Source organism: Paenibacillus sp. FW126-R14 (assembly GCF_058789495.1).
Genome location: NZ_JBYTBS010000017.1, coordinates 35,980 through 62,844 on the forward strand (window position 1 = coordinate 35,980; position 26,865 = coordinate 62,844).

19 protein-coding genes are annotated in these 26,865 nt (G+C 48.6%); 4 read left to right on the plus strand and 15 right to left on the minus strand.

Annotated features, from left to right (window positions below; translation table 11 throughout):
• Positions 1-51: 51 nt before the first annotated feature.
• The 7 genes from AC3WRW_RS13345 to AC3WRW_RS13375 form a co-directional block, all read right to left on the minus strand.
• Positions 52-420: a hypothetical protein gene (locus AC3WRW_RS13345; RefSeq protein WP_492546800.1), complete on the minus strand. Its 369-nt coding sequence runs from the start codon at positions 418-420 to the stop codon at positions 52-54.
• Positions 421-456: 36 nt separating this feature from the next.
• Complete coding sequence (locus tag AC3WRW_RS13350; RefSeq protein ID WP_492546801.1) at positions 457-2,013, minus strand: sensor histidine kinase; 1,557 nt, start codon at positions 2,011-2,013, stop codon at positions 457-459.
• Positions 2,006-2,701, minus strand: a complete 696-nt coding sequence (locus AC3WRW_RS13355; protein ID WP_492546802.1) for a response regulator transcription factor — start codon at positions 2,699-2,701, stop codon at positions 2,006-2,008. Before AC3WRW_RS13355 ends, AC3WRW_RS13350 begins: the two co-directional genes overlap by 8 nt.
• Positions 2,702-3,146: 445 nt before the next feature.
• Entirely contained in the window at positions 3,147-4,913 is a 1,767-nt protein-coding gene (locus tag AC3WRW_RS13360) for a methyl-accepting chemotaxis protein (RefSeq protein ID WP_492546803.1), read from the minus strand.
• A gap of 6 nt (positions 4,914-4,919) precedes the next feature.
• Entirely contained in the window at positions 4,920-6,590 is a 1,671-nt protein-coding gene (locus AC3WRW_RS13365) for a pyridoxal phosphate-dependent decarboxylase family protein (protein WP_492546804.1), read from the minus strand.
• Between the two features lie 225 nt (positions 6,591-6,815).
• Complete coding sequence (locus AC3WRW_RS13370; RefSeq protein ID WP_492546805.1) at positions 6,816-8,618, minus strand: ABC transporter ATP-binding protein; 1,803 nt, start codon at positions 8,616-8,618, stop codon at positions 6,816-6,818.
• Complete coding sequence (locus AC3WRW_RS13375) at positions 8,605-10,356, minus strand: ABC transporter ATP-binding protein (protein ID WP_492546806.1); 1,752 nt, start codon at positions 10,354-10,356, stop codon at positions 8,605-8,607. The genes AC3WRW_RS13370 and AC3WRW_RS13375 overlap by 14 nt, the downstream gene beginning before the upstream one ends.
• 181 nt (positions 10,357-10,537) lie before the next feature.
• Between AC3WRW_RS13375 and AC3WRW_RS13380 the strand changes: the two genes are divergently transcribed.
• Positions 10,538-10,741 carry a YrzA family protein gene (locus AC3WRW_RS13380; protein ID WP_492546807.1) on the plus strand — a complete coding sequence of 68 codons (204 nt, stop codon included), beginning with the start codon at positions 10,538-10,540 and terminating at the stop codon, positions 10,739-10,741.
• Positions 10,742-10,815: 74 nt separating this feature from the next.
• Here AC3WRW_RS13380 and AC3WRW_RS13385 read toward each other — a convergent pair whose 3' ends face one another.
• Positions 10,816-12,486: a hypothetical protein gene (locus tag AC3WRW_RS13385; RefSeq protein ID WP_492546808.1), complete on the minus strand. Its 1,671-nt coding sequence runs from the start codon at positions 12,484-12,486 to the stop codon at positions 10,816-10,818.
• 232 nt (positions 12,487-12,718) lie between these two features.
• On the opposite strand from AC3WRW_RS13385, the gene AC3WRW_RS13390 reads away from it, so the two are divergent.
• From AC3WRW_RS13390 to AC3WRW_RS13400, 3 genes are read left to right on the plus strand one after another with little or no spacing between them, the layout of a single operon-like run.
• The gene (locus tag AC3WRW_RS13390; RefSeq protein ID WP_492546866.1) at positions 12,719-13,747 is read left to right on the plus strand and encodes a methionine ABC transporter ATP-binding protein; all 1,029 of its coding nucleotides are present in this window, start codon (positions 12,719-12,721) and stop codon (positions 13,745-13,747) included.
• Positions 13,744-14,406, plus strand: a complete 663-nt coding sequence (locus tag AC3WRW_RS13395) for a methionine ABC transporter permease (protein ID WP_492546809.1) — start codon at positions 13,744-13,746, stop codon at positions 14,404-14,406. The genes AC3WRW_RS13390 and AC3WRW_RS13395 overlap by 4 nt, the downstream gene beginning before the upstream one ends.
• A 32-nt stretch (positions 14,407-14,438) precedes the next feature.
• Complete coding sequence (locus AC3WRW_RS13400; protein WP_492546810.1) at positions 14,439-15,296, plus strand: MetQ/NlpA family ABC transporter substrate-binding protein; 858 nt, start codon at positions 14,439-14,441, stop codon at positions 15,294-15,296.
• A 59-nt stretch (positions 15,297-15,355) separates the two neighbouring features.
• On the opposite strand, the gene ald is transcribed toward AC3WRW_RS13400, so the two are convergent.
• From ald to AC3WRW_RS13435, 7 genes are all read right to left on the minus strand, one after another.
• On the minus strand, positions 15,356-16,471 hold the full coding sequence (gene ald, locus AC3WRW_RS13405; RefSeq protein ID WP_492546811.1) for an alanine dehydrogenase: 1,116 nt from the start codon (positions 16,469-16,471) through the stop codon (positions 15,356-15,358).
• Positions 16,472-16,595: 124 nt separating this feature from the next.
• On the minus strand, positions 16,596-18,263 hold the full coding sequence (locus AC3WRW_RS13410; protein WP_492546812.1) for a PucR family transcriptional regulator: 1,668 nt from the start codon (positions 18,261-18,263) through the stop codon (positions 16,596-16,598).
• Positions 18,264-18,804: 541 nt separating this feature from the next.
• Positions 18,805-19,956 (minus strand): DUF2264 domain-containing protein, encoded by a 1,152-nt coding sequence (locus AC3WRW_RS13415; RefSeq protein ID WP_492546813.1) that lies wholly within the window; start codon positions 19,954-19,956, stop codon positions 18,805-18,807.
• Positions 19,949-21,070, minus strand: coding sequence for a glycoside hydrolase family 88 protein (locus tag AC3WRW_RS13420; protein WP_492546814.1), 1,122 nt, complete (start codon positions 21,068-21,070; stop codon positions 19,949-19,951). The genes AC3WRW_RS13415 and AC3WRW_RS13420 overlap by 8 nt, the downstream gene beginning before the upstream one ends.
• 7 nt (positions 21,071-21,077) lie before the next feature.
• Positions 21,078-22,106 (minus strand): LacI family DNA-binding transcriptional regulator, encoded by a 1,029-nt coding sequence (locus tag AC3WRW_RS13425; protein ID WP_492546815.1) that lies wholly within the window; start codon positions 22,104-22,106, stop codon positions 21,078-21,080.
• A 132-nt stretch (positions 22,107-22,238) separates the two neighbouring features.
• Positions 22,239-23,585, minus strand: a complete 1,347-nt coding sequence (locus AC3WRW_RS13430; protein ID WP_492546816.1) for an ABC transporter substrate-binding protein — start codon at positions 23,583-23,585, stop codon at positions 22,239-22,241.
• 476 nt (positions 23,586-24,061) lie between these two features.
• A complete protein-coding gene (locus AC3WRW_RS13435; RefSeq protein ID WP_492546817.1) occupies positions 24,062-26,122 on the minus strand; it encodes a pectate lyase family protein in 2,061 nt (686 codons plus the stop codon).
• Positions 26,123-26,865: the final 743 nt, after the last annotated feature.

Sequence of the window (26,865 nt, forward strand, 5' to 3'; positions counted from 1 at the left end):
CGATTCTACCTTAGGGGCAATAATCGGCTGTGTGTGCATACGTGCGGGATGTTAACCTTTTTTTACGACAGGTATCGTGTCCTCTTTATCATTCCATTTAATATGAAGTTTAAAGCTCTCTTCCTCAACATAAGGCGATTCTTTGATAGACTTCCCGGTTATTTTCAAATTTTTCGAGCTCGTCTCGCTGTCACCCTTTTGATTGAAGTTTTCACTTTGCTGAAAAGCGTAGCTAACATTTTTAACAGACTGACTGTCTTTTCCAATATACGTGATCGCATATTCTTTGACTTGACCGGATGGAATTACCGTACATTCCACCCGCCAATCTTCCGTTTTCCCGATAAATTCGATAGGCTTAGAGCACCCTACCATGCCTAGTAAGCTTACCAGCATCAGGTATACCATCCATCGTCTCATAGCAAAGCCCCTTTGATCTTCATTTTCCTAGTACCATTAAATAAGCTTTAATTTTACGAAAAAATGAATCTGTCCCCCGCTTTGCTCCGCCCAAATGGCGCCGTCATGCGACTCCACAATACTTTTGGCAATGGCGAGCCCCAATCCCGACCCTCCTGTATGAGATGAGCGAGCTGCGTCAACCCGGTAGAACCGGTCAAATAACTGCAGTAAAGCGTCGTCGCTAAGCCATTCCGCTCCATTGCTAAATTGCAAAGTGACATAGCGGTAATCGTGGCGAAGAGTGACCGTAATTTCCCCCGGCTTCAAGCTGTACTTCAGCGCATTTCCCATGAGATTCTCGAAGACGCGTATCATCTTATCCACATCGATGCGAACCAACAGCCGCTCCTTAGGGATCGTGCGGTTGATGGTAAGCTGCTGCTCCTCGGCCGGTGTGACAAACTCCTCAAGCAGTTGGTCCAATAGTTCGTTGATCGCCACGCCTTCTTGATAAAGAGGCACATCGCGATTGGATAATTTCGTATACTCGAACAAGTCGTCAATGAGCAGCTTCAGCTTTTCCGATTTATTGTAGGCAATGCTTACATAACTTGCCGCCTGCTCCGGCGTCTCGTAGCTTTTATCTTGCAGCAGCCGCAAATAACCCATGATGAGTGTTAGCGGTGTGCGTAAATCATGCGAAACATTGGTAATCAGCTCGCGCTTCAAACGCTCGTTCCGTCTTTCTTCCTCCATTCTTTTCTGCAAATCCTCCGCCATGAAGTTCAGATCCCGGGCCAGGGAACCAAGCTCATCTTGGCTGCGTTCGATGACGCGGTAATCCAAGTTCCCCGTCGCAATGACGCGCAAACCACCGGCCAGTTCCTCCACGTGGCGCATTTTCTTTTGCGTTAGGAAGTAGAACAGAAGGATAAAAACAGCAACAGCAAACAGCAAGGACAGCGGGCTTTGACCCTTCCGATACGTAATGTGCGGTTCCGGGATGCCGGAGACAATGAGATAAGATTTCTGCCCCATATAGTTGACAGGGTAAAAGCTGGAAAATTCTTTCCGGCCATAATCGTGATCCGACCGGGCATTCATCGCGTTACTGATCACATTGTGAATTTCCACATTCGTTTCCGCAGCATTTTGGCTGCGGTATACGACACGGCCCTCTAGGTCCGTTATGAGCACCTTAAATTTCTGATCATTCATCCAGTTCACATGATTTTCGAAGAACTCCGGCCTCTCTCCCTCGCTTTCGCTACCGGCCATGTCTCTTTGTTTTTGGAGTGCAGATAATTCATTAACCAAGCCGCGAGTCTCACTATCTATTCGTTCAATGCCGTACTTATAGTCAATTACAGCCTGCTGCCTCATTTCGCCAAACAGATTGGTACAGATGCCGTACGTCAGCAATCCCGCCAACAAACAGATGCCAAAGGTTAGCATCAACTGCATCCGCAGACTTCGCTGCACATGCCTAATACTAAGCTTATACAGCATTCCAACCCAGATGATCAGCTTTAGAAGCAGGGTAAACGGGAATAAGGTAAATGGAAAACGGTTGAGTCTTGCGTGAAGATCGTATTCGGTTCGATTATTCAACTTTGTAGCCAACCCCCCATACCGTTTTTATAAATCTCGGTTTTCTTGGATTTTGTTCAATTTTTTCGCGAATTTTGCGAATATGCACCATGACCGTATTGTCGGAGTCATAAAACGCCTCTTCCTTCCAAATCGTTTCGTACAGCTTTTCCGAACTCCACACCATCCCTCGGTTGCGGACCAGCACCTCAAGAATGGCGAATTCCCTCGGGGTTAGCTTAATCTCTTTCCCTTCCAGCTTGACTTCGTGCGTCTGTGTGTTGATCGAAAGATCATCCACTTCAAGCTCGTGATCCTTGTTCACATGCGGCACATTAAGCCTGGTGTAACGGCGCAGCTGCGATTTGATTCGGGCGATAAGCTCCAAGGGATTAAACGGTTTACTCATGTAGTCGTCGGCGCCTGAGCTTAAGCCCCAGATTTTATCCATATCTTGACTCTTTGCAGAGAGCATGATGATCGGCATATTTTTTTGTTCCCGGATTTTAAAACAAGCTTCGATGCCATCCATGGTCGGCATCATAATGTCGAGAACGATCAAATCGACCACTTCTTTCTGAAGCACCTGCAAGGCTTCCTCTCCATTAGCTGCCCGGAGCAAAAGATAGCCTTCATTTTTCAAATAGATGGCCAGCATATCGATAATTTCTTTCTCGTCGTCGACAAGGAGTATCGTGGGTTGCGCCATTCCGGCTGCCCTCCTTTATAATTCTGCGTTGCGAATATATCCCTACCGTATCAAGTTGATCTGGTAAATACAACCAAAAAGTTGATAGCTATCATGAGACCTAGTCTAGACGGTGAATCTTAACAAATTAGGGGGACAATTCTTAAGATTATCTTAACGCAGCTTCCAGTTCTCCATCGTCCATCCTGTCCGTGGGAACTCCATTCCCTTATTTCGGCAAAAAGCGAAATTTCGGGCGTCAGAGGGGAACTACAGGGTGTTATTTCAGCTCAAATAATCTACCTTCTTGCTCGCATGGTGAAATAGCGGATCCTAGTCTCCCTCTCCCTTAACGAAAGGGCTGTTTCTAGCAAAATAGCGCTCTGTAGTTCCCCTTCTCCCCCAGCGGGTAATACTCATTAAAAAAACAGCCCGAAGGCTGGCGGTTAAACTTATGATCACACGTCTATTGAGATATTTTAAAGCTTTTAACGGACTTCTGCAGTTCAACCGACATCTCGGTCAGTTGGCGTATCGCCGCTGTAATTTCCTCAATGGATGCACTCTGCTCCTCTGCAGCGGCAGCTACTTCCTCATATCCGGCAGATTGCTGCTCGGTAATTCCGGAAATTTTTTGCATCATCCTGGAGATAGTCTCGAAAGATTTCACAGCTCGCTCTAGCGTGTCCAATAAATGATCAGTCCGATCGGAGAAAACGGAAATACCATTGAAAATCACCTTGAAATTTTCGTACGTATCGTTAATCCACGTCTGGCCTTGTTCTACGGCGTGATTTCCCTGAGCGATGCTTTGCATGACCAAATGACTGTCCATTTGAGTACCGGAGACGAGCTCGGTAATGGAGCTTGCCGCTTGGGTCGACTGCTCAGCCAGCTTCTTCACTTCGCCGGCAACAACGGCAAAGCCTTTTCCCTGCTCGCCGACACGGGCCGCTTCAATAGAAGCATTCAGAGCCAGCAGATTCGTCTGCTGAGCGATTTCCGTGATAATGTTGATGATCGCGCCGATTTCTTTGGAGCGGTTCCCCAATTGCAGCGCCGCTTCCTGAGATTGTTTCATCTCGCTTTGAATCACGTTCATCTGATGCAGCGTCTTCTCGACAAGCTGTTGACCGTCAACCGATTGGGCCCCCACCTTATGTGCCATTTCCTGCATCTCTTTGACTTCGGTCGTTACTTCGGTCAATTCCGAATTAATTTCAACGATGGAATGAGTACTCTCCGAAATCGACGTCACAACCTCGGCTACCCCGTCATACATCGTATTCATGGAGACGGCAACCAGCCCGGCGCTTGAGCTTGACTCATCTGCGGATTGATACAACTGCTCGCTCGTTTGGGTGATGATGTGCGAGGAGTCGTACATTTGACGAATCAAAGTTTCCAAATTCCTCCGCATCTCATTAAATGCCCCCGCCAGCTTCCCAATCTCATCGATGCGGTCGACTGAGACGGGTTCCGTCAAATACCCGCTGGCTACCTTCTCCGTTACCCGCATGAGCTGAACGACCGGTCTTGTCACGCTCCGGCTTATGAAATAGGCGATACAACTGCCCGCAGCTACAACCATCAGCGTGATGATCAGCGTTGTCCAAAACATATCTTGTTTCGTTTTGGGGATGATACTCGCATCCAAATCGATCCCGATAATGCCGACATTTTCACCATTCTTGCTGCGAAGCGGAACAAAGATCGATTTATGAATGCCGTATTCATCTTTGTAAATGCCGCTGATCATCGGCTTATCCTCGGCTATCGCCGCATTCATTTCCGGCGTAAACGGATACTCGGTGCCGAAATCATTATCAACCCCGGTTAGCAGCACGATTTGCTCTTTCTGTGGCGTTTTCGTCAGAACAAATACGTTCTCCAAGGCGCCTTGTTTTTTGAACTCCTCGAATTGCTTTTTTATTTTCGCGTGTGCCGGCTGCTTTGAATCCGTCATTTCCTCGGGTCGTTCAGGAATAACAGCTAAATAATTCGTAACGTTTTGAATATTAGACGTCAAGCGCAGAACAAATTGATCTTCCAGCTTCGCCGTTAAATTTTTACTGATCCAGTATCCGGAAAAGGAAAAGGCACCGCTAACGACAAGCAGCAGCAATACAAGGCTAAGCGTCATTTTAACGGCAATATGCTCACGGACCCAGTTCATTATTTTCTTACTGAAAAGCTCATCTTTTTCTGATAGTTTTGACGTTTGCGCAGCCACTTGTTGTTACCTCCTGCTTATCGTAGATGGTTCAGCATAGTTTTCGTAAACATGGGTTATGATTTTTTTCAAATGCCGAACAATCTCAGGGATATGTTCAACCTCCGTATATGGAGAAATGACAAAAATCTTACTCGCGTATAAAGCCATCAAGCCTTTATCCTTCGTTGGCACCATCAGGTGCTTTTTGGTATCGCCAAAAAAGATGCGCTCACGCTGCTTCCCCAGCATTTCGAACAAGATTTCATTGAACTTATTGTTCCGCTCAATCTCTTCCGATGTGCAGCTTCCCGACATTTCTTCCTGGAAACGATGCGTTCCCTCGGGATAAATTCGAAATAACGTAATAATACCGGGATTGTCCTCATTTACGATCTCAGCCTGAGGAATTTCCTGACGCAGCCTCGCCCGAAATGCGAGATTGACCTCAACGAACTGAGCCAGCAGTTGTTGGTAACCTTGTATGCCGAATGCGAGCAGCGCACTATAGATGCTAATGGAACTAGCCATGCGCGAGCATTCCAACGTATACCCGGTATGGTATTGTCCATATCCGCGATGTCCGACATACGGCGTTTCGTCCGGATGCAGGTCCATGAGCTTCAAATCTGCGGCTTCCTTGAGCAGGAACAGGCTTGTCAAATACGGCGTTTGCCCCAGCTTTTGAAAATCGAAGCACAGCGAGTCGGCCAAATGCAAATGTCTCATCCGGCTATGAATTGCCATAAGAGCCTCTGCGACCTCATCTTTAAAGCCTAGCGGATTGCCGGTGAAATCATAATCGTGAAAAAAAGCAAAGAATCCGCCTAACGCCGAGTCAGCATGAATATGAGCTCTCCGCAGTCCAAACTGTGCGGCAACTTGATTGGAAACCGCATAAATTTGCTCCAAATCGTCGATCCCCATCGCATCTGTCGATCCTGTCGTTCCGACAATATAGATCGGAATTCCGCCTCGCGCGATAACCTCTTCCATCTTGCGCCTCAAGTCGCAAGCATCCATGGAGCTGTCCGCCTTCGTACGAACACGGATTAATTTATCGCTGCCAATCCCCGTCGCTTCCATGGATTTGAACAGGCTGTAATGTGCCGAATTCGAACAAAACGCATACAAATTGTCGGGAATACCTTTTTGCAAAGCCTCCGGAAAAAATTTGGCAATCGCAATGCGAAGTCCGGAAAAGACGGCTCCCTGCCCGCCCCATGTCGTATATCCGCCGCTTGTCATCGCGTCATAACCAATTAATTTGGACATCATGCTGATGACTCTGACTTCCGCTTCAGCTCCCGCAGGACCATACACATCCCATAGATTGTTGCCGTTCACCATAAACGCCGCAATCATACCCAAGATGCCCGGGATGCTCGCCATCGGCAAAATATTGGTCAGGAAATATTTCGTATGGTAAGGATGATCATGCAGCAGTTTCAACAACTCGGTATTGACTTCCTCTAACGGGACGCTGGCCGCCGGAATTTCACTGCTTTGAATGAGGTGATGATAAAAACTTCCTGTTCGGTCTTTCTCGCCCTTCAGATTAACGCCATCCGGATTTTTCAGCACATCGACACCGGTTAAAATCTGTTCGATGAATCGCAGCATCATCTGACGCGCTTGCTCGTTTCCATCTTCACTGGGAAATAATTTCTGCGGATTTGGCCTTATGCTTTCTTTCATCATTTCCTCCTCTCGTCGACATAAATCGACAGAAATATTACAATTTTATACATTAGTATAGTCTAGTAAATTAAAATAAACAACACAATTTACCAGTAATTATAATTAAATAGTGTTTTTGTTATATAGTTGCTTAGCTTCTATTTACTGACCTTTGGTAGAATAATAGGACAAAAAAAGCTTTGTCACTCTTCCCGAAAGGAAGGCAACAAAGCTTTTATATGTTTAGGAGATCGGATGCGCTGCATCCATACTCCCCTGGGAGTGCAAATATAACTGCTCATAGTAACCGTGCAGCGCAAGCAATTCCGCATGGTTCCCTTCTTCGACGATTTGGCCTTGACTCATGACAATAATGCGGCTTGCATGAATAATCGTCGAGATGCGATGGGCAATGATAAGCGTTGTTCTCCCCTCGGCAACGACCTGCAGCGCCGTCTGTATCAACTGCTCCGTTTGGGAGTCCAAATTCGCCGTAGCCTCATCCAGTATCAATATTTTAGGCTGGAAAACGATGATTCTTGCAAAGGAAATCAGTTGTCTTTCGCCTGCGGATAAGCCGCTTCCTCTCTCCGAGATACGCGTCTCGTACCCATCCTTCAGCCTTGCAATCAGGCTGTCTGCTCCAACCAATTGACAGGCCTTAATGACATCCCCCGGCGCAATCGACTCATCAAACATCCGCACGTTATCGAGAATGCTTCCCGCATATAGATAAGGCTCCTGCTGAACCAGTCCTACCATCCGATGCAGATTAGCCTGCGGAATATCCCGAATGTCGGTGCGGTCAATCCGGATGCTGCCCTCCTGCACGTCATAGAAGCGGCAGAGCAGCGATATCAGCGAGCTTTTGCCCGCACCTGTCGTTCCTACAATCCCGATCATTTCACCGGGCTTTATGCGCAGCTCAAGGTCTTCAAGAACAGCGATATTTTTCAAATAACCGAACTTCACATGGTTAAAATGAATCTCGCCCTTAACCTCCTTAAGCGGGATATCTTTCGCATGCTCTTGGTCATTCACTTCCGGCTGCGTGGCGAAAATGTTCCAGATCCGGTTCATCGACACGGTCGTAGATTGCAGCGTATTCCACTGCTGAGTAATACTGTTAATCGGTTGAAAAAACTGCCGGATATATGTAATAAACGCATAAAGGACGCCGAACTCGACCGTTTTATCGAAAACGGCCATGCCGCCGATCCACGTAATAAACGCAACGGATAAATTACCCAAAATATCAAAAGAGCGGTTGAATAAGACGTTCGTTCGGATTTCCCGCAAATTCGCGCGGAAATAACTTAAATTTCGATCCGTGAAACGTTTCATTTGTTCGTTTTCTTGGTGAAAGGCTTGAATAAGATGCATCCCGGATAAATTTTCGGCCGCAAAGGCAACCATTTGAGATAGCTGCGTCCTGGAAAGCTGGTACGTTTTGCGCATATATCTGCGAAAGCTGATGGCAATGATAGCGATAATAGGGATCACTATCATGCTGTACATCGTTAGCGTCGGGTCCAGGTGATACATCAATACAATGATAAAAATTAATGTCATCCCGTCGCGCACGAGACTTAACAGCACTTGCGTGAAGAACTGATTCAGCGTCTCCGTATCGCTGGATACATGCGTAATCAGACTGCCGCTAGGCGTTTTGTCATAATAGGACATCGACTGTTTGAAAATGTGTTGAAACAAATCTTTACGAATTTTAGCCACGATGCTTTGGCCGGCAAACTGCAGCAAATTGTTCTGCAAATAGCTGAAAAACAAAGAGCTTACCGAAAGTCCTACATAGAACAAGCAGATGACGAGCAGCGCGTGATAGTCATTTTTGCCAATCATCAAATTATCGTCAATGGCGATCTTCACGAGATAAGGCTGAAACAAATCTGCGGCTATCCCCAGCAATGCGCACAGCAATACGGCTGCAAATGTAACCCTGTGCGGTTTGGCATAGACGGATAAAACCCGGAAGGACGTTTTGGCCGCTTGCGGCCCCTGCTTCGTGCTCTCTTTACTCCGCGACATCGTGGCTGCCCCCTTCCTGAATCGCATGAAGCTCCGCATATAAGCCTTCCTGCGCGATAAGTTCTTCATGGGTGCCGCGCTGCACAATGCGCCCCTCGTGAAGCACAATGATTTCGTCCGTATGCTTTAACGCCGAAATTCGGTGCGCGATCCAAATGGTCGTTTTGTTGGAACGTTCTTTACGGATCGTGTCGATGATATGCTTCTCCGTCACAGAATCGACGGCACTTACACTATCGTCAAGAATCATAAGCGGCGAATCCTTAATCATGCCTCTGGCCAGACTCGTTCGCTGGCGCTGCCCGCCAGAGAGCGTAACCCCGCGTTCGCCCAGCTTCGTCTCGAACTTCTCGGGAAAGGACGTGATGCTGTTCAGAATCTGCGCATTTTTGGCAGCGCGCTCTACCTGCTCAAGCGGCAGCTCCCTTTTATAGAAAGCGATGTTGTCCCGAATGGTTGTCGAAAACAGGAAGCCTTCTTGCGGCACGTAAGCGATTTGGTTGCGCAAGCTTTCCAGCGTCACATCCCGAATGTCCGTCTCCCCAATCCAAACGGTGCCCTCCGGAGGGTCATAAATCCGCAGCATCAGCTTCACCAGCGTCGACTTGCCGCTTCCTGTTTTGCCGATAATGCCAATGGATTTCCCCGGCTCGATCGTCAGAGAAATATCATGGAGCACCTCATCCTCATCATCCGGGTAGGCGAAGGACAAGTGCTCAATCCGAATGCCCTCTTGATCGAGATGAGTAGGCTGAGCCAGCTCTTTTTGCACAATTTCAGATTTCAAATCGAGCAGTTCATTGATCCGCTCAAGCGACGCTTTGGATCTCTGCATCGCATTGATGACACGGCCGATCTGTTGAAGCGGGTTGACCATCATTCTGATGTACAGCGTTAATTCAACGAAGTTTCCGATCGTAATTCGCCCTTGAATCGTCAAATAGCCCCCAAATGCAATCGCGATAATCAGCGATATTGCCCCCAGAAACGGAATCAATGCTTCAAATAGAGAAGAGAGGCGTACCAACCTTAGCTGATTGTCGCGAATCCGGTCCACGGTGGCGCTGAATCTGTCCATCATGATCGATTCGACCGCGAACTTTTTCGCGACGCGGATGCCGCCGAATTGCTCCTCGGCTGACTCGGTCATTTTGCCTAATGCCTCTTGGACCTGCAAGGAACGATTTTTAATAATAGGTTGAAATTTCACGGTCAGAACGGGAATGAGCAATAAAGGCAAGATACAGACTAGAATTAAATACAGCGGAATCGAACTGAACAGCATGGTCACAACCACAGAGATAATTAAAATCGCCGAGTTCACAATCTGGTTAATCCCCATCGAAATCGATTCCCGAATGACGGTCACATCGTTCATCACATAACTGAGCAGCTTGCCGACGCCATTCTTGGAGTAAAAGGTAGCCCCCAGCTTTGTAAAATGGTCAAACAAACGGTTTCTTGCTACGAACTCGAAGCGTCTGCCGCTCCGCATAATTAAGTACTGGCCAATCGCCGTCAAAATCCCGAAACTAACACCAATGAACAACAGCTTCCAGCTGTATCCAAAAATTAAATCTTTGCTTAAGCCCCCTTGCTGAAGGTGATCGGTGAATTCGCCAAGCAGCTTTGGGTAGTACGAATACACGATGTTTCCCACCGAGATTGATAATGCGGCTGCAAGGTACAACGGCCATTTCTGCTTTAAGAAATCAATTAATAACCTTGTTGACTTCAAAACGACATCACTTCCTGCTACTTGTTGTTTGGAATCATTCGGATTCCGAAGAAACTTCTGGTTCTTGCCTCGCATCCCCCTACAGTATACGCCTATTCAAAGCCACTTCCTATATCAGATATTGACGTTATAATAGAGAAGCATCTAATTTTCACATATGTTGCCTGGGAGGACGAACCGCATGGATTTTATTTTGGACCGCATTGACAATAAAATTGAGTTTTTTCAAGCTTATGACTTGAAATCGCTGGAGAAGCAAATTAACGAACAGATTGATAACAACAAAGCGCTTATGCTAGGCGTATTCGCCGTTCAGCATCACACCGTATTTGATCCAAACGCAGGCAAAATGCTGTACAGCGCAGTCGTACATTTTAAAGCATAATCGATATAAACAATAAAAATGACCTCCCATCCCAATGATGAGAGCGTCATTTTTTGCATGATTCTATCCTCTTTTTATTTTAAAAGGACCTTATAATCAGTGAAATCCGCAGCATGACCGTTAACAAATCGGCTCGTTTCGGAGCTGGGTCCGCTTTTGAAAACGAGCACGTCATCATTCAGCGTTGTGTAATGAATCGCGAAACCGTCTTCGTCATCCGTGGAGTATGCCGGTTGTTTCGTTCTCATGACGTCCGCAAATTGCTGGAGGCTGCCAATGCCCTTCAGCACCGCGTCCTTGCTGCCTGCACACTCAAAAACGACGGCATTCTTATTTCCACTGCTCGTAATTACGGAACGGTCGGCAAGTGCTTGCCTTTGATAAGGCTGCTGCACATAGACGGCCATGTACACATCACCGCATAAGCCGAACAAAGCGTGCTCCTCTTCCAGCCAATCTCCAGCCGGCAAGCAGCCGGTAATTTGATTGGGTATATTTTCAGGAATTTGATAATCGGCTATGACCGTACCGCGGTGGAAAAACACTTCTGAATATTCGCTTTGATGGCGCAAATCACCTTCTCCGTTTCCAAGAGCCGGATGGAAGAAATAAGCGTGATTGACTCCTTGCGCACGGTCAAGCGGCAGCGCTACATCCCAGCGGTGCTGCTCATTGTCAAACTCAAGCACGCGCTCGTAAATACCGCCCACAGCAAAGCTTTCTGTGATATATACATAGCTGTGAAGCACATCCTCTTCATTTGCCTCTGTGCCTGCTTGTTTGGGGATGCGAGACTTCACCTCAACAGGAACTTGGCGGTGCAAAGCAAGTTGAATGGCATCGGCCGGAGCCTCGTACGCAAGAAAACCTGCATATTCGGTCCGGGGCATTTCCTCGGGCAGCTTAAAATTGCCATACTGCACATAATCATGCAGCACATTCGTATCCTTCGGCATATCGTGCGGCCAAATTCGGGAATGCGGCCCCACCCATGCGCCTCCCAAATAAAAGGTCGAGCGAACGCGCCATAAATAATCCAACATGCGGGCGAGATCCGCTTTAATCTCTTCATCTTTCATCAACTGCCAAGCGCACGTAAACGCCTGCACCCAATGCCAGAACCACGGCAGCCCGCCGTACTCGGACATACCAAGCGTTGTCACGCGATCCAACGTGCGGCGCAAGCTCACAGCGCCGTCCTCCAGCAAGCTTCTATCCTCATAGCGCTGGCCGAAAATAAGCTTGGCTGCCGTATATTTCGCTTCGTGGTGATGATAGTGCTCGATCTCTTTGCGGTAGAAGCCGCTTTGATAAATATGGAAAAGCGCCCCCTCGAAGGAGCTGCGCAGCGGCTCGCTGAGAGCATCCGCATACCGCTCATAGAAATAAACCATCAAACTCCCCATTAATTCCACTGGGAGTGTATTTTTCGCGGCTTCATGCGGGGTTGGGTTTAACCTTAGCGGCCAATGCCCGTAGGTTGGGCTCTGCGCATTCTGATCCTGCAGCTCGGTTAAAGATTGGAGAATGCTTTCCGCTTTCGCTTTCGCCGATTCGCGGTCACCTTCAAACGCGATGTCCCCCTCCTGGGAAGCTGCAAATAAATAAGAAGCGTAATAGAAATTATCCCGGACATCTTGGTGAAACAAGAAACCGCTGCTCAGTAATGGTCGTTGATAGGCCTCTGCGGCAACTTTGGCCGTGATTTCATGTTGTCTTTGTTGCAAATTCGTCAAATTTGTCATCTCCTCGGAATATTCGTAAAAGAGCGTTTTCTATGTGATATAAAGCGCTGTTTTCACTTATTGAAACGTTTAACCCAAGTTTATATGCAAATAAATGCAGCGTCAATGCATCTGGAAAGTTTCATTTTTCATATTTTGGCTGTTGCTTACTCTTGTAATTTCTTATAAAATAATCTACCGTTGGCCAAAATATATGATCACCAACATTTGCATGGAATAGGAGGTATTCATCCTGATTCATATCGATAATTTACAAAAAGTGTACGAGGATATACCGGGACGCGTACCGGCTATCCAGCAGATCCGTTTACATATCGATCGCGGTGAAATATTCGGCATCATCGGGCACTCCGGCGCAGGAAAGAGCACCTTGCTGCGATGTGTAAATTTACTTGAGCGTCCGTCCTCAGGAAGCATCATGATCGATGGCGAAGACATGACAAGTTTAAACGCCAAACAGCTGCAGGTCAAACGCCGCAAGATCGGCATGATTTTTCAGCATTTTAATCTGCTTTCCTCATCTACCGTTGCCGAGAACATCGCCTTTCCGTTGAAACTGGCCGGTACGGGGCAAGCCGAGATCCGCGCGAGGATCAAGGAACTGCTTGAACTGGTCGGATTGCAAGAGCATGCGGACAAATATCCAAGCCAGCTGTCAGGCGGACAAAAGCAGCGGGTCGGCATCGCCAGAGCGCTTGCCAATCACCCGGATATTCTGCTTTGCGATGAAGCCACTTCTGCGCTCGATCCGCAGACGACGAATGCGATTCTCGCCCTGCTGCTCGATATTAATCGGAAGCTTGGCATTACGATCCTGCTGATTACGCATGAAATGCAGGTCATTCGTGCGATCTGCGACCGCGTAGCCGTCATGGAGAAAGGTTTGATCGTGGAAACCGGGAAAGTGCTGGATGTGTTCCTTCAGCCGCAGCATCCGGTAACGAAGGAGTTTGTCGGACAAGTTTCTGATTTTGCGGCAACCGGCACGGCAATCGACTCGAATAAGAAACAAGGAATCACAGCGGGCACGGTCATCCGGATTACGTACATCGGCGCGAAAACGTACGAACCGATTTTGTTCGAGACGGTCAAGTCGACGAATGTGACCTTTGCCATTTTGCAGGGCACGATTTCTTCCATGAAAGGTGTGCCTTACGGTCAGTTGGTCGTCCAATTATCCGGCGCTCAGCCTGAGGAAATCTCTGCGGTTATCGCGAAGCTGAAGCAGGAAGGAATGGATGTGGAGGTGATGGCCCCATGAATATGACCTGGGAAATCAACTGGGCTGAAATTGTAAAAGCAACGGGAGATACGCTTGTGATGCTGGGGTGGTCGCTCCTATTCACCGTTATTATCGGCTTGGCGTTAGGCATTATTTTATTCTTGACGTCCAAAGGACAGCTGCTGCAAAATATGCCGCTGTACGGAGTACTCTCGCTGATTGTGAACATCCTGCGCTCCGTGCCCTTCGTCATTCTCATGATCTCCGTGTTCCCGATTACGAAAGCGCTCGTGCACACCACCATCGGCGTGAAAGGCGCGATCCCGCCTCTCGTGATCGCCGCCGCGCCATTTCTTGCGCGGCTGGTCGAATCCGCGCTGCGCGAGATCGAAAGCGGCGTCATTGAAGCCGCTCAGTCCATGGGCGCAACGCCATGGCAAATCGTCTGGCGCGTTCTGCTGCCGGAGGCGCGCTCGGGCTTGATCTCAGCCGTAACCGTTACGGCTGTGGCACTGCTCTCCTACTCCGCAATGTCAGGCGTCGTAGGCGGCGGCGGGCTTGGCGATCTTTCGCTCCGCTACGGCTATATGCGGTTCCGTACGGACATTATGATCGTCACCGTCGTCATCCTTGTCATCTTTGTTCAGCTTCTACAAATGTTCGGCGATCGTATGGTCGCCAAATACAACCGCAAATAAGACATCACTGATTATTGGAGGTCATTTTTACAATGAAAAAACTTACTGTATCGCTCGTTTCCTTGTTCCTCGTGCTGGCGCTTGCCGCTTGCGGACAAAAACCGGTTGAGAATCAAGCCAGCTCGGCGCCAGCCGCATCGGCTTCACCTGCCGCTACGACATCTGCTAAAGAAGTAACATTGAAAGTCGGCGCGTCTTCCGTGCCTCATGCTGAAATTTTGAACAACGTGAAAGCAAAATTGAAAACAGAAGGCGTTAACTTGGAAGTTATCGAGTTCAACGACTATGTGCAACCGAACGTGCAAGTGTTTGAAAAACAATTGGACGCTAACTTTTTCCAACACCAGCCTTACCTGGACCAATTCAATGCCGATAAAAAGCAAAACCTGGTCAAAGTCGTTGGCGTACACATTGAGCCATTCGGCGCTTACTCTCAAAAAGTGAAGTCCGCGGCGGAACTGAAAGAAGGCGCAACCGTAGCCATTCCAAACGATCCTTCCAATGCGGGCCGTGCGCTTGCGCTGATGGAGAAAAACGGTTTGATTAAGTTGAAAGACGGCATTGGCATCAAAGGAACTGTGAACGACATCGTAGAAAACAGCAAAAAGCTTCAAATTAAAGAGCTTGACCCTGCTATGCTGCCTCGTACGATCGGTGAGTTCGATCTTGCTCTGATCAACACGAACTATGCGCTGCAAGCAAACTTAATGCCGACCAAAGACGCTCTGTTCATCGAGGACAAAAACTCGCCTTACGCGAACATTCTCGTATCCCGTCCGGACAATAAAGATTCTGAAGCTATGCAGAAGCTGGCGAAAGAATTGAACTCCGCTGACACGAAGAAATTCATTGAAGACAAATACAAAGGCGCTATCGTTCCAGCGTTCTAATATCAAAAAAAGCTGCTCTCCCAGGTTTGACCTGGAGGGGCAGCTTTTTTAATAGGGATTTATTGTAAAAGCGAGTATACGTCCGTGTATTCATATCCGTGCGCTTCGGCAACTGCCTTGTAAGTGACATGCCCGGCAACCACATTAATGCCTTTGGCGATGGCTTTGTTGTCCAAAGCAGCGCGTACATAGCCTTTGCCGGCAATTTGCAGACCGTATGGCGTCGTTACATTCGTCAGCGCCAAAGTTGACGTGCGCGCTACGGCACCTGGCATGTTCGCTACGGCATAATGAATAACTCCGTGCTTCTCATAGGTCGGTTGATCATGCGTCGTGATGCGGTCAATCGTCTCAATGGAGCCGCCTTGATCAATCGCAACGTCTACGATCACACTGCCCGGGCTCATCGTTTTGACCATCTCTTCAGTCACGAGACGAGGTGCGCGAGCTCCCGGAATCAATACGGCGCCTACGACCAAATCAGCGTTCCGCACCACTTCCGCGATGTTATAAGGGCTGGACATGATCGTTTTCACGCGTCCTTGGAAGAGATCATCCAACTGGCGCAAACGATCCGGATTCAAGTCAACGATCGTCACATCGGCGCCTAATCCGATGGCCATTTTCGCCGCATTCGCGCCTACGATGCCTCCGCCGATGACGGCAACCCGCCCAGGCTCAACGCCCGGTACGCCGCCAAGCAAAATCCCTTTGCCGCCATGCGCTTTCTCCAGGAAATGCGCGCCGATCTGGACGGACATGCGGCCTGCCACTTCACTCATCGGCGTCAGCAGCGGAAGGCTGCCATTGTCGAGTTGAATCGTCTCATAAGCGATTGCAGTTACTTTATTGCGAGCCAGCGCATGCGTCAATTCAGCCTCAGGTGCAAGGTGAAGATACGTGTACAAAATCAATCCTTCATGAAAGTAGCCGTACTCCTCCGGCAGCGGCTCTTTCACTTTCACAACCATGTCGGCTTTCCATACTTCCGCTGCCGATGCTGCAATCGTCGCTCCTGCTTGCACGTAATCTTCATCCTTAAACCCGATGCTCAGACCTGCCGAGGTTTCAACTCTAACCTCATGCCCTGCTTTTGTGTATGAAAGCACGGAGCTTGGCGTCATGCCAACGCGATACTCATTATTTTTAATTTCCTTCGGAACCCCAATAATCATTCTGCATCTGCCTCTCTGTGGGATCCATCAAAAATGGATCCGTCTCTACTTGATGATTCCAAGTATAAAAGGGATCCGCCTGCGTGCCATTAGACAAATTGTAAAGAAACTGTCCGGTTTTTTTTCACAATTTTATTTCCGGATACAACAGTTGAAAGGCACGGATGCCCACTTGCAGCGCTAGCCGTTTCTCCGGCAGCATGTAGTTTGCGCCAAGCAGCTCCTCTATTTTCTCCAGACGGTAATAGAGCGATTGCCTGACGATAAAAAGCTGCTGTGCCGCAATCTGCTTGGAGCCGTCACTGTCCAGATATACTTTAAGCGTGCGGAGCAGCTCGCTGCCTTTCATATGATCATAGTCGATGATCGGCCCCAAATACGTGCGTACAAAAGACTGCAGCATGTGCTTATCCCCAATATGAAGCAGCAGTTGAAACACACCAAGCTCGTCATAAAACAGCACTTTGCTTTGCAGTGTCGCGCAAAGCGATATCGCTTGCAGCGCTTCTTGGTAGCTTTGGTGCGCTTGCATAAAGCTCCGGTTGCTTTGTCCGACCCCGATCGTCAGCTCCATCTCTTCCTCCGCTTTCAACAGCTGAAGGGATTGAAAGACGTGCTGCAGCCGCTCTTTGGCAGGACGTTTGGGTGTTTTGTCAAACGCTACGACAACAAGCCGGTTATTTTTCAAGGTTAAAAGGGGATGAAACGTATGCTGCTCAAAAATAGAGCGAGCGGCAAGCGATAGATGAATTCCCGCAGATTCAATGCCTTCGCCATCGCCTAGAGCAGGGTAATCTTCCGTTTGTTTGTGTGCAAATTCGATCAAAATGACATGGTAAGGCAGCTCGTTAAGCTGTCTGAAAGTATGGCCGATCAGCATTTTGATCTGCTCTTCGTCACGGATGCGGAGGTGCAGCAGATCATCCATCCATAACGTTTGCGAATATAATTTACGTTCTTCCATATAGCGCTTACGCAGTAAATCCTGCGCGATCGATAAAGAAGCGGAGTCTAGAATCAAGTATTCATATTCCTGCGGCTTGCGGCTCAGCACGAGGATGATATGGGCCCAGGATTTGCCCATGGCGCCAACAGGCTGCACGATAACCGTCTGGCCCTCGACTTCGAAGACAGCGGGCGAGCCGGCATGCCTGGCGTTCAAGTCCGAGGCAAGGCGGCCCTCCAGCAATTCCAGCCACTGGCCGGACTCGCGGCTCCCCAGCTGGGGGATGAATTTGGGCTGCCCATCCTGCGGCACATAGATCACTTGGGCTTTCGTACTGCTTTGCAGAAGCCCCAGCACGTGGGACACGCCTTGCGAGGACAGCGTCATGCGATGGAACTCACGCGATATTTTCTCCAGATCCTGGAGCGCTTTATGGTGTTGGTTGATGATATGCGCATGAATATCCTGCGTAATATCGATAAACCGCACGGCTTGCGGAAAAATGATGAGCGGCAGCCCGCAGGCTTCCGCGGCATCGATCCAGGCCTGCGGAACGGAACTCAAATAATGGCCCATCTCAATACACAGACAGGACACGTTATTGTTCATGAGCTGCTCCAGATACGTCATAAACAGTTTCGTATCGCTTTTGAAAGCGGCTCCTGTCGTCAGAATCATCTCTCCACCCTGAAGCAGCTCTTCAAACTGGATCACTTCAATAATGTGCACCCAGCGGACGAGACGCTGCAAGCCGTCTTGACCTGCCGCGATATAGGCTTGCTGAAAGAATGGTCTTCTCAGCACTTCTTGTACCGTTAATTGATAAATTTCATTCAAAAGCGTCACGCTTCTTTCTTCTGGCTCAACAAAGTTATCCACAACTGCCGTTTCAGGCTATTTGGGGATAAGGGAATAACGAATTTAGTATACATGAAAAAAGGAACGGCGTCATAAATTGCGGGAAAAACGCAAAGAAACTGCCGCTTGATTGAAGTGGCAGTTTCTTTGACAGTTGTGCAGCGGCTTAAAAGATTCCTACGTCTCCTCTCGCTTCGGACATAGCGGCCGTTATTTTCCCGAAAAGTATCTTGTCACTCTGCTTATGGACATCAGAGTCGTTATTTGCCAATACCGGGGCGAAGTCAGTCCCTTAATGAGCAAATAACAGTATTGATGTCCTTTACATGTTCGAAGAGGTTCGTTTCCAGCGAATAAGGGCCACTCTGTCTGTTAGCGAGGACAACGGCTGCGCTAACGCTACTTGCTCGACCGGCTGAACAAGCACCCTTTTAAGCTTTTCGTCTAACATTGATGTAAAAGGTGCTGCTTATTTCGGCGAATGGAACCATGTTTCACTAGGAAACAGAACGCTTTTGGAGATTCCATCTTATATCGCTTTGTCAATGGCAACGGTTTGCCCTGACCAAACCTTCTGCGAGGTCCAAGGCGCATCCGCCCCTTGCCAGAACTCATCATCCGACGGCAAGCCAAGCGGTAGAAACACGGCAGAGCATAAGTAAAGACTGCCCGTGGAAATGTACGTCTCGCCAAGCTCCGGCTGGTGGCCGCACAGGCCGATCCGCAGCCAGCCCGCTTCATCGAACGTAGCCGGCGCTTCGATCAGGCGCTTAATGACCGCGGTCAACGCGCATCTGACTTGAGCCGGCGCTACGCCGGTCGGCAGCTCGCGGCGCAGAGCCGTCTGGGCCAGCGACTGGAACGCGCCGAACCGGTATGCCAGTGACCGGCCAATGACAGGGAACGTTCCCTCCGGCGAAATCGAACGCTCCTGTACCGCGGCAAAGCGCTGGGCGCGAATCAAAATATTCTCGCGCATAGCGTCCCAATCCGGATATTCCCCATGGACATGCTCGATAATATCAACCAGCATCGGCTGAATGACGAAGCTGTTGTAATAGTCAGCGTGATAGTCAGGCCCATCGCCGTACATGCCGTCGCCGAGGTACCACTGCTCATGCTGCTTCAGAGCAAAGTCCACGCGCATCCGGTCCCAATCTGCGCCCATGTAACGAAGCGCCGTCTCGGTCATGGCTGCAAACAACAACCAATTGCTGAAGAACGGCTTGCGCGTTCTCGATGATTGCAAAGCTTTCACCACATTAGCCTGCACGCGGCTGTCTAATCCATGCCACAGCGCGTTCGGTGCTCTCAGAATCGCATGAGCCAGAAAGGCGGTGTCAACGACAGGCTGAAATCCTTGACTAAAGTTCAAGAAATCAGGCGACTCGGGATCCGTCGCGGCGTCCAGACCTGCACGCACAAGCTCGGCGTAATGCGTTCGGAGCTTTTCTTCCTCCGCATCCAGCGCAGGGCTTTCCAGCCATGGCGCCATGCCGACGAGCGTACGGGCAAAAGCTTCCAAATGAGAGAATTGGCGCTGCTCCTCGTTTTTATTTTCAACGGGCATGACCGCTCGCAGCTTTCGCTCCGCTAATGCTTCCAATACGGGATTCGCGATGCGAAGCATCGTTTGCAGCCAGTAAGCGCGAGCATTGCCGCCTGCAGCTTGATTATTCATACCAGTACCCTTTGATTCCTTTGTCCATACGAACCAGCGCTTCCAGGTAGTAGTAATCTCCCCAAATCATGAAGTCGTCAGGCGCGTTTCCGCCGCGTACGCTATAAGAACCGCGCTCGATGAAGCCCTGTGCATCCGGCTTGCCGATCGTCGCATACGATTTCACCAATCCGGTCATGGAACGCTGAATCGCATTCTCTAAATAAGCGCGATCCGCATCATCTTCAGCCAAATGTTCCAACAATTCAAGAGCACCGGCGGAAGCGATCGCGGAAGCGGAGCTGTCGCGCTTCGTTTCTGCGTTCACTGGCGCATTGAAATCCCAGTAAACGACATCGTCCTGCGACAAGCGGTCAAAGAAGTAACGAGCCAGGCGCTTGGATGTTTCCAAGTACAGGGGATTTTTCGTATAGCGGTACGAGAGCGCGAATCCATAAATTCCCCAAGCTTGGCCGCGGGTCCATGTAGAACCGTCGCTATAGCCTTGCGCAGTTCCGCCATGCAGCGGCTCGCCGTTCTCTTGATCGAAGTAAAACGTATGGAACGAGGAATCATCGCCGCGCACCAAATAACGGCGGCTCAAGTCGGCGTGGATAACCGCAACTTCTTTGTATTTAGCGTCGCCGGTTTGTTCGTAGGCCCAGTACAAGAGCGGCAGGTTCATCATGCAATCAATGATAATGCGTCCCCCGTTGTGCTCATCGCCTTCTGGACCCCAGGCCTGAATATATTGACCTTTTGGTCTCCAACGTTTCATCAGCACATCGGCTGCCTGCAGCGTAAGCTGTCTCGCATTTTCATCTTTTTCAATGATCCACTGCGCTTTTGAAGAAAGCGAATATAAGAATCCGATATCATGGTGATCCAGCTCAACAAGGTTTTCCAATCTTTGTTTAAAACTTGCGACAGTTCTCTGGGCAGCCTCTTGAAATGCTTTGTCCCCGCTGTATTGGTAGCCCAACCACAGAATGCCGGACCAAAAGCCGTCCGTCCAATCCGTATTCGGATTCAGATGATACACATCATTTTCACTCACGTGCGGAAAAAGATCCCCAAAACGTTCAATGTTCGCTTTCGTTTTCTGTAATGCGTCCTCAATGGCTTGTTTCCACATGAATGATTCACTCCGATTCGTATAATTTAGTTGTTTCTCGTTCGATAAAAGTAAGGGGAACCTCGATTTCACGCTCTTCGCCTGACTCCGCTTGATGGCCAAGCTTGTGCAATAACTTAGCTACAGCCATTCGCGATTGATTGTTATAAGGAATGTCCCAGCTTGAAATGCCCGGATAGCTTTCCTTCGCCATATATTCGTTATTAATCCCAATAAGTTTTAAACGGTTCGGCATATCGATATGCAGCTTATTAGCGGCCGATAAAATTTTCAAAGCCACATAATCATCAAAAGCTACAATGCCAACCGGCCTCTCATGACGCTGCATAAGATCCTTCAGATATGCCTCGGCATCCAAGCTCATCGCGTCCACGATTTCATGCTTGATACCGCTTCCGTATTGCGCAACCCCGGCATGGAAACCGAGCAGGCGCTGTTCGTCAATCACTTTCGACCGTTTGCTGCCTATGTAGCAAATTGCTTCGCAGCCGCGTTCAGCAAGCAGCTTGACGGATTCCCGGCAAGCGCCGGCAAACCCAAGATTTACGGCTCCTGTGGCGATGTCCTCCGGCCAATTCCAGCCATTAATCAACACTAACGGCGTCCCGCTGTTCACAATCGAACGCGTGGTTTCGAACCCCATGGCTAATCCATGGCAAATCAAACCGTCCACTCTGCGCTGCAGCAAAACTTCCAAGTGCCTCCGTTCAATATCCGGATCGAATCCCCCGGAGGAAAAAACGGATAAGTGGTATCCCGCATTGTGCGCTTCAATCTGCAAATGTTCGGCAAGCTGTCCATAGTAGCTGGTCATCGCCGGTATGATGAGACCGATTTCATAAGTTTTGCTGCGGCTTAACCCTGCCGCCATCGTATTGCGTCGATATCCCAGTTGTTCAGCAGCCAATTCGACCTTGCGAATCGTCTCTTTCGACGAACGAATACCACCTCGATTCAACACATTGGAGACGGTGGCAATCGACACACCTGCTGCTTCGGCCACTTCCACAATGGTGACTTGTTTGGGCTTGGTCATCCCTGATTCAACTCCGTTTTGTTAAACGTTTAACATACACTAATAGCTTAATTTGAAACGTTTAACCTGTCAAGAGAAAAAAGACCGGTTCTCCATGTTCCAGGAGGCCCGGTCTTTCTCTTCGGCGATAAGTTACTTCGCTTTATTTTTTTCTAAAATAGCGTTAGCGTCCTTACGGAATTTCGCTGCGGCCTCTTCGACACTCGTTTTCTTATACAAAATTTGCTCGCTCGCCGCTTTGAGCAATTTCTCGACTTCGATTGATCCTAATGGATTCGGAGGATCCATTTGAGAGCTGTTTTGCTCTGCCCATGCCACATAATCAAAGATTTTCACTTCGTTTGGTGAAAGAAGCGGCTTCAGGGCATCTTTCACTTTGGAGGAAACAGGCACACCGCGATCACCTTTAATCAATTTGTTCGCTTCAACATCGTTGACGAAGAAGGAAATGAATTTCGCCGCTTCTTCTTTTTGCTTGGAGCTGTTTGCAACGGAAAAGTACATACTTGGCTTCATGAATAGACCTTTATTGCCGTTGCGGCCAGGCAGCGGGAACAATTCCAGCGGGCGGTCTTTGACCAAGTTAGCTACAGCTAAGAATTGGTTGGACCATCCATTGCCGGTCACCGCGTTGTTCAGCAAAATTTCATCTTCCTCGGCTACCCCTTTCTTCTGTGACTCTTTGTCAAGAGAAAGGATATTGCCGGCATCGTACCATTTCTGATATCGCTTGAAGTAATCAATGAACGGTTTATCATCGTTATAACCTAGAGCTGTTCCGTCTGCATTATACATTTTTTGATCGACGGAACGAAGATAATACGGGAAGAAGACTTCATGGTGGAGTGCAAAACCGCCGATTTGCTTGCCCCCGGCTTTCGCTTTGGCCGCAACCGCATCATAATCATCCCAAGTCCAATCTTTGGTAGGCATGTTGATGCCCAAGCTTTTGAACGTATTCACATCAACCGTAGTAGCTAGCGCATTCACACCTAAGTTCATGGCGACCAGTTTACCGCCCACTTCACCGCCGGAAATGGCATTCGGAGAGATGGAGGAAACATCGATTAGCCCGTTTTTGGTGTAAGGCGTCAAATCAGCCAGCTGATTTTTCCCGCCGTATTGCGTCAAGTAAGAGATATCCATTTGAATAATATCCGGCAGTTGATTCGCTGAGGCTTGCGGAGCAAGCTTTTTCCAATAGTCGTCAAATGGCGCGTATTCCGCTTCAATCTTAACGTTCGGATTCTGTTTCTCGTACATCTCGATGACTTTAAGCGTGTAATCATGACGCGCTTGTCCACCCCACCATGCGATGCGAAGCTTGACTGGATCTTTGCTTGGCGCTGTTGTCGCCACCGCCGCTTTGGTCGGTTCGCTGGTCGGCGCAGGCGTGGCCGTATTGGTCGTGCCGGACGAGCAAGCCACCGCCGTAAACATCATGGATAGCGACAGAGCTAAAGTGAATACTTTTTTCATCTCTATTCCTCCCCTAAGTACCGTTCAAATTTGGATAACGCTTACAAGTTTATTATCCAACTTTATGGCATAAAGTTTAATCCAGAAAGTAGAGGTATTTGTTTAAAAAACAGTGTTAATAAATAATTAAAAAAAATAAAACCATCCCAACACTTTTTACGTAGTACTGTTTAATGCATGACATACTTTCAGGGTTAGGGAGGTTTCTTGCTTATGACAATGACACTCAGATATTACCAAACCGCTTCAATCGGTGACGCCATTTCCATGTTAGTCTGGTATTTACGTAAAAAACGCCGCGGATAACATGACTTATATGTACGTGCAACCAAGGATAAACGACCAAGGTAGACGCGCTGCAAAAGTATAAAACTTATCCTTTCTTATCTACTCACAAAGGCTGCTCCCTAGTAGAACTCCTACTAAAGGGAAGCAGCCTTTGTGCTAGTCTATAGCTAGTTATATTGCAAAATCAATCAATAACTCGTGAGCAACCAGTTGACTTTAGCCCAGTTTAACTTCGCAGCTCCTGAGCCGTCTGCTGCTGTAAGCCTTGTTTTTAAAGTGGCAACCGGGTCAAGACTGTAGCTGTAAGGCAGAGAAGAAAAACCGTTCCATGAAAATGCTTTGACCGGTGCAGGCACTGGCGCGAGCGGGCTGCCCGCTGTATCGCTGCTGCCTGTAAATACGGAACCGTCTAGTGAGTACTGCGTATTTACTGCGCGAATTTTGCCTGTGTAGGAGGCATCGGCAGGATCCGCTTGGTTGTTGCGAATTGGCGAAGCGATGTCGATAATTTGCGAGTTTTCAACCAGTACGGCACCATTCTCGGTAGAAATAGCGCCATTGCTCGTTACACCGAAATGATAGCCTTTCCCAGATAAGGCGCTTTCCATCGCCGATGTTATTTTTTTCTTGGCTGACCAGGCGTCTTTATTGTCCATCACGATGTTATATACGTGGGCATTGCCGGCACGCAGACGCGGCATCCGGTCTTGCATATCCTTATAGTAATTATGATGAAGGGTAACTTGCAGGTCGGCATTGTCGGATGCAAATTCTGTCGCTCCCACCAGATGTCCCTTCTTCTGTCCGGCAGCAACGGCAATAATATCCGCCTTGCTCAGGCCGATAGCGCTGCTTCGCAAATAAGCATACATCGGGTAAGCCGACATATTGGCTTCCAAGGCGTTGATTTGCTGCGTAACCCAGCTGTTCGAGCTTTGATCGTCAGGAACGAACGATGACCATGAGACCGTGACTCCGTTGCTGCCTTTTTTCACGTCAAGCACGCCGTCGTAGGCTTTGTGGAATGTACAGTGATCCACCCAAACTTTGGAAGTGGCACCTTCAATGGTGACATAATCCCAGTCATTTTTGTCATAGTTGCCTTTGGAGGCTTCATCCCACTCCCATAATTCATCGAATTCGAGATTGCGAATAATGATGTTCGAACTGTATTTGATCGTGAAGGCCGCATGTTTGATTTTTGACCCGTTCGCCGAGAAGATCGTTAGACCGTTAAAGCTATCGATGTAGATTTTGCTTACTCCGGTTGTTTTCAGCACAGGATGCGTCTGAGCAGGGTTGTTCTCGCTGAAAGGCATAACTTGTGCAGCAGCCGGAATCTCATTCCAGCCCAAATTCAAATCGTTCATAATCTCGACGACTCTGATGCCGGAATTCTTCTTCAAAGCGACAGCTAAATCTGTCGCGTTGTACACTTTCTTGTACCGGGCATCTGTGTCCGGGATGTTCCCCCCGCCTGTATTGCCGGCAGCAAAGCCAGTCAGATTGTAGGCGCTCATAGAGCCCGCCGGCGGAGTCGGTGTCGGGGTTGCTGTCGGCGTCGGACTTGGCGTTGTCGTTGGCGTTGTTGTCGGGGTTGGCGTTGGCGACGATGATCCGCCTGTATCTGTGACCACGACATCATCGAACTTGGAAACGGTTTTGTAAGCGACAAGTCCAACCGCACCGGATGTTAAGCCTGTATCTACAGCGGAAAGCTGCAGGGTTCCATTCACATACATCTTGATGGATGAACCGACCATCTCTAATTTAACCGTATACCATGTGCCTGTGGCCAGCGGATAATTCGTTTTGCTTGCCAAAGTTGTCGTGGAACCGCTTACTTTTTTGCGGATTTCAAGCGTTCCACCGCTGCTGTTATAAAGGGAGGCTGCATAGAAGTTATTGCCGTCTTTGTACCTTCCGGCGACATAGGATCTATTTGAACCATTGAAATCTTCTACCTTTACCTTCGCTTCTACGCTATAGTCCGTCCACGACTGACTTCCTGCAGAAGTTCTCCCCTCATCAGTGCTCGATTGGCTGTACACATAATTTCCCGCATCCTGTACGACAGACCATGTGCCGCTAGTCGCAGTCCATCCTGCCGCCGTGCCGTCATTAAAATTGCTGTTGAGTAAAGCAGCCGCATTTGCCGGAAAAGCCATGACGAAAGATAAGGCCAGTGCAAGGCATAGCATCAATGCAATTGACTTTTCGAATTTTTTCCTGTTAAGTATGTTATTCATATTTGAATCGTCAGCTCCCTCACATGTTTATGGTTCATTTCGGCCGATACGCATCTCAAATGAGTCTCATTAATTGCTTTCCTCCTTCCATTGTGTCAATTTAATCCGTGTGCATGTTCCTAGATGATGAGCCCAAGCCTTACACCCATACAAGCAGTCACTATTGCGCCATATATCCCCCTCCCGCACCTCGACTATATCCAGCGATTACCAAGTTCAGCAATAATCATTTTTACATAAATTAACTTTTACCTGTAAAATCTGACTTCTTAGCGCTCAATAATCACTAGCTCAGATGATAATCACTACGTTAGTTTATGTGCGAAAGTGGTGCGGTGGCGGGGGTTGGAGCACTGTGATCGGGCGTGAGGGTGGATACGCGAGTGGGGGGCACCGGGGGCATGTTCGCGGATTTGATGGCGATGGGAACTACAGGGCTTTATTTGCCAAAAAGCTGCTTTTTGACAATCGAGTGGGAACTATGATCCTCTATTTCGCTGTTTTGGGCTGAAAATGGGGAAAATCGGGCAAATAAGATCCTATAGTTCCCCTTCGGCAGCCAAATCGGCTGATTTCTCTAAAATAGCGGATTGTAGTTCCCGTGGCGACAAAGCATTGCGCCGGAAGGTGTGGCGTGGAGGGCGAGGTGCAGAAGCATTATTTACTTGTTGGTGGGGATCGGACTGGTGAGCGTATATTGAATACTTGTTGGCGGATGCGGACTGGTGGGGGTACGTTGAATA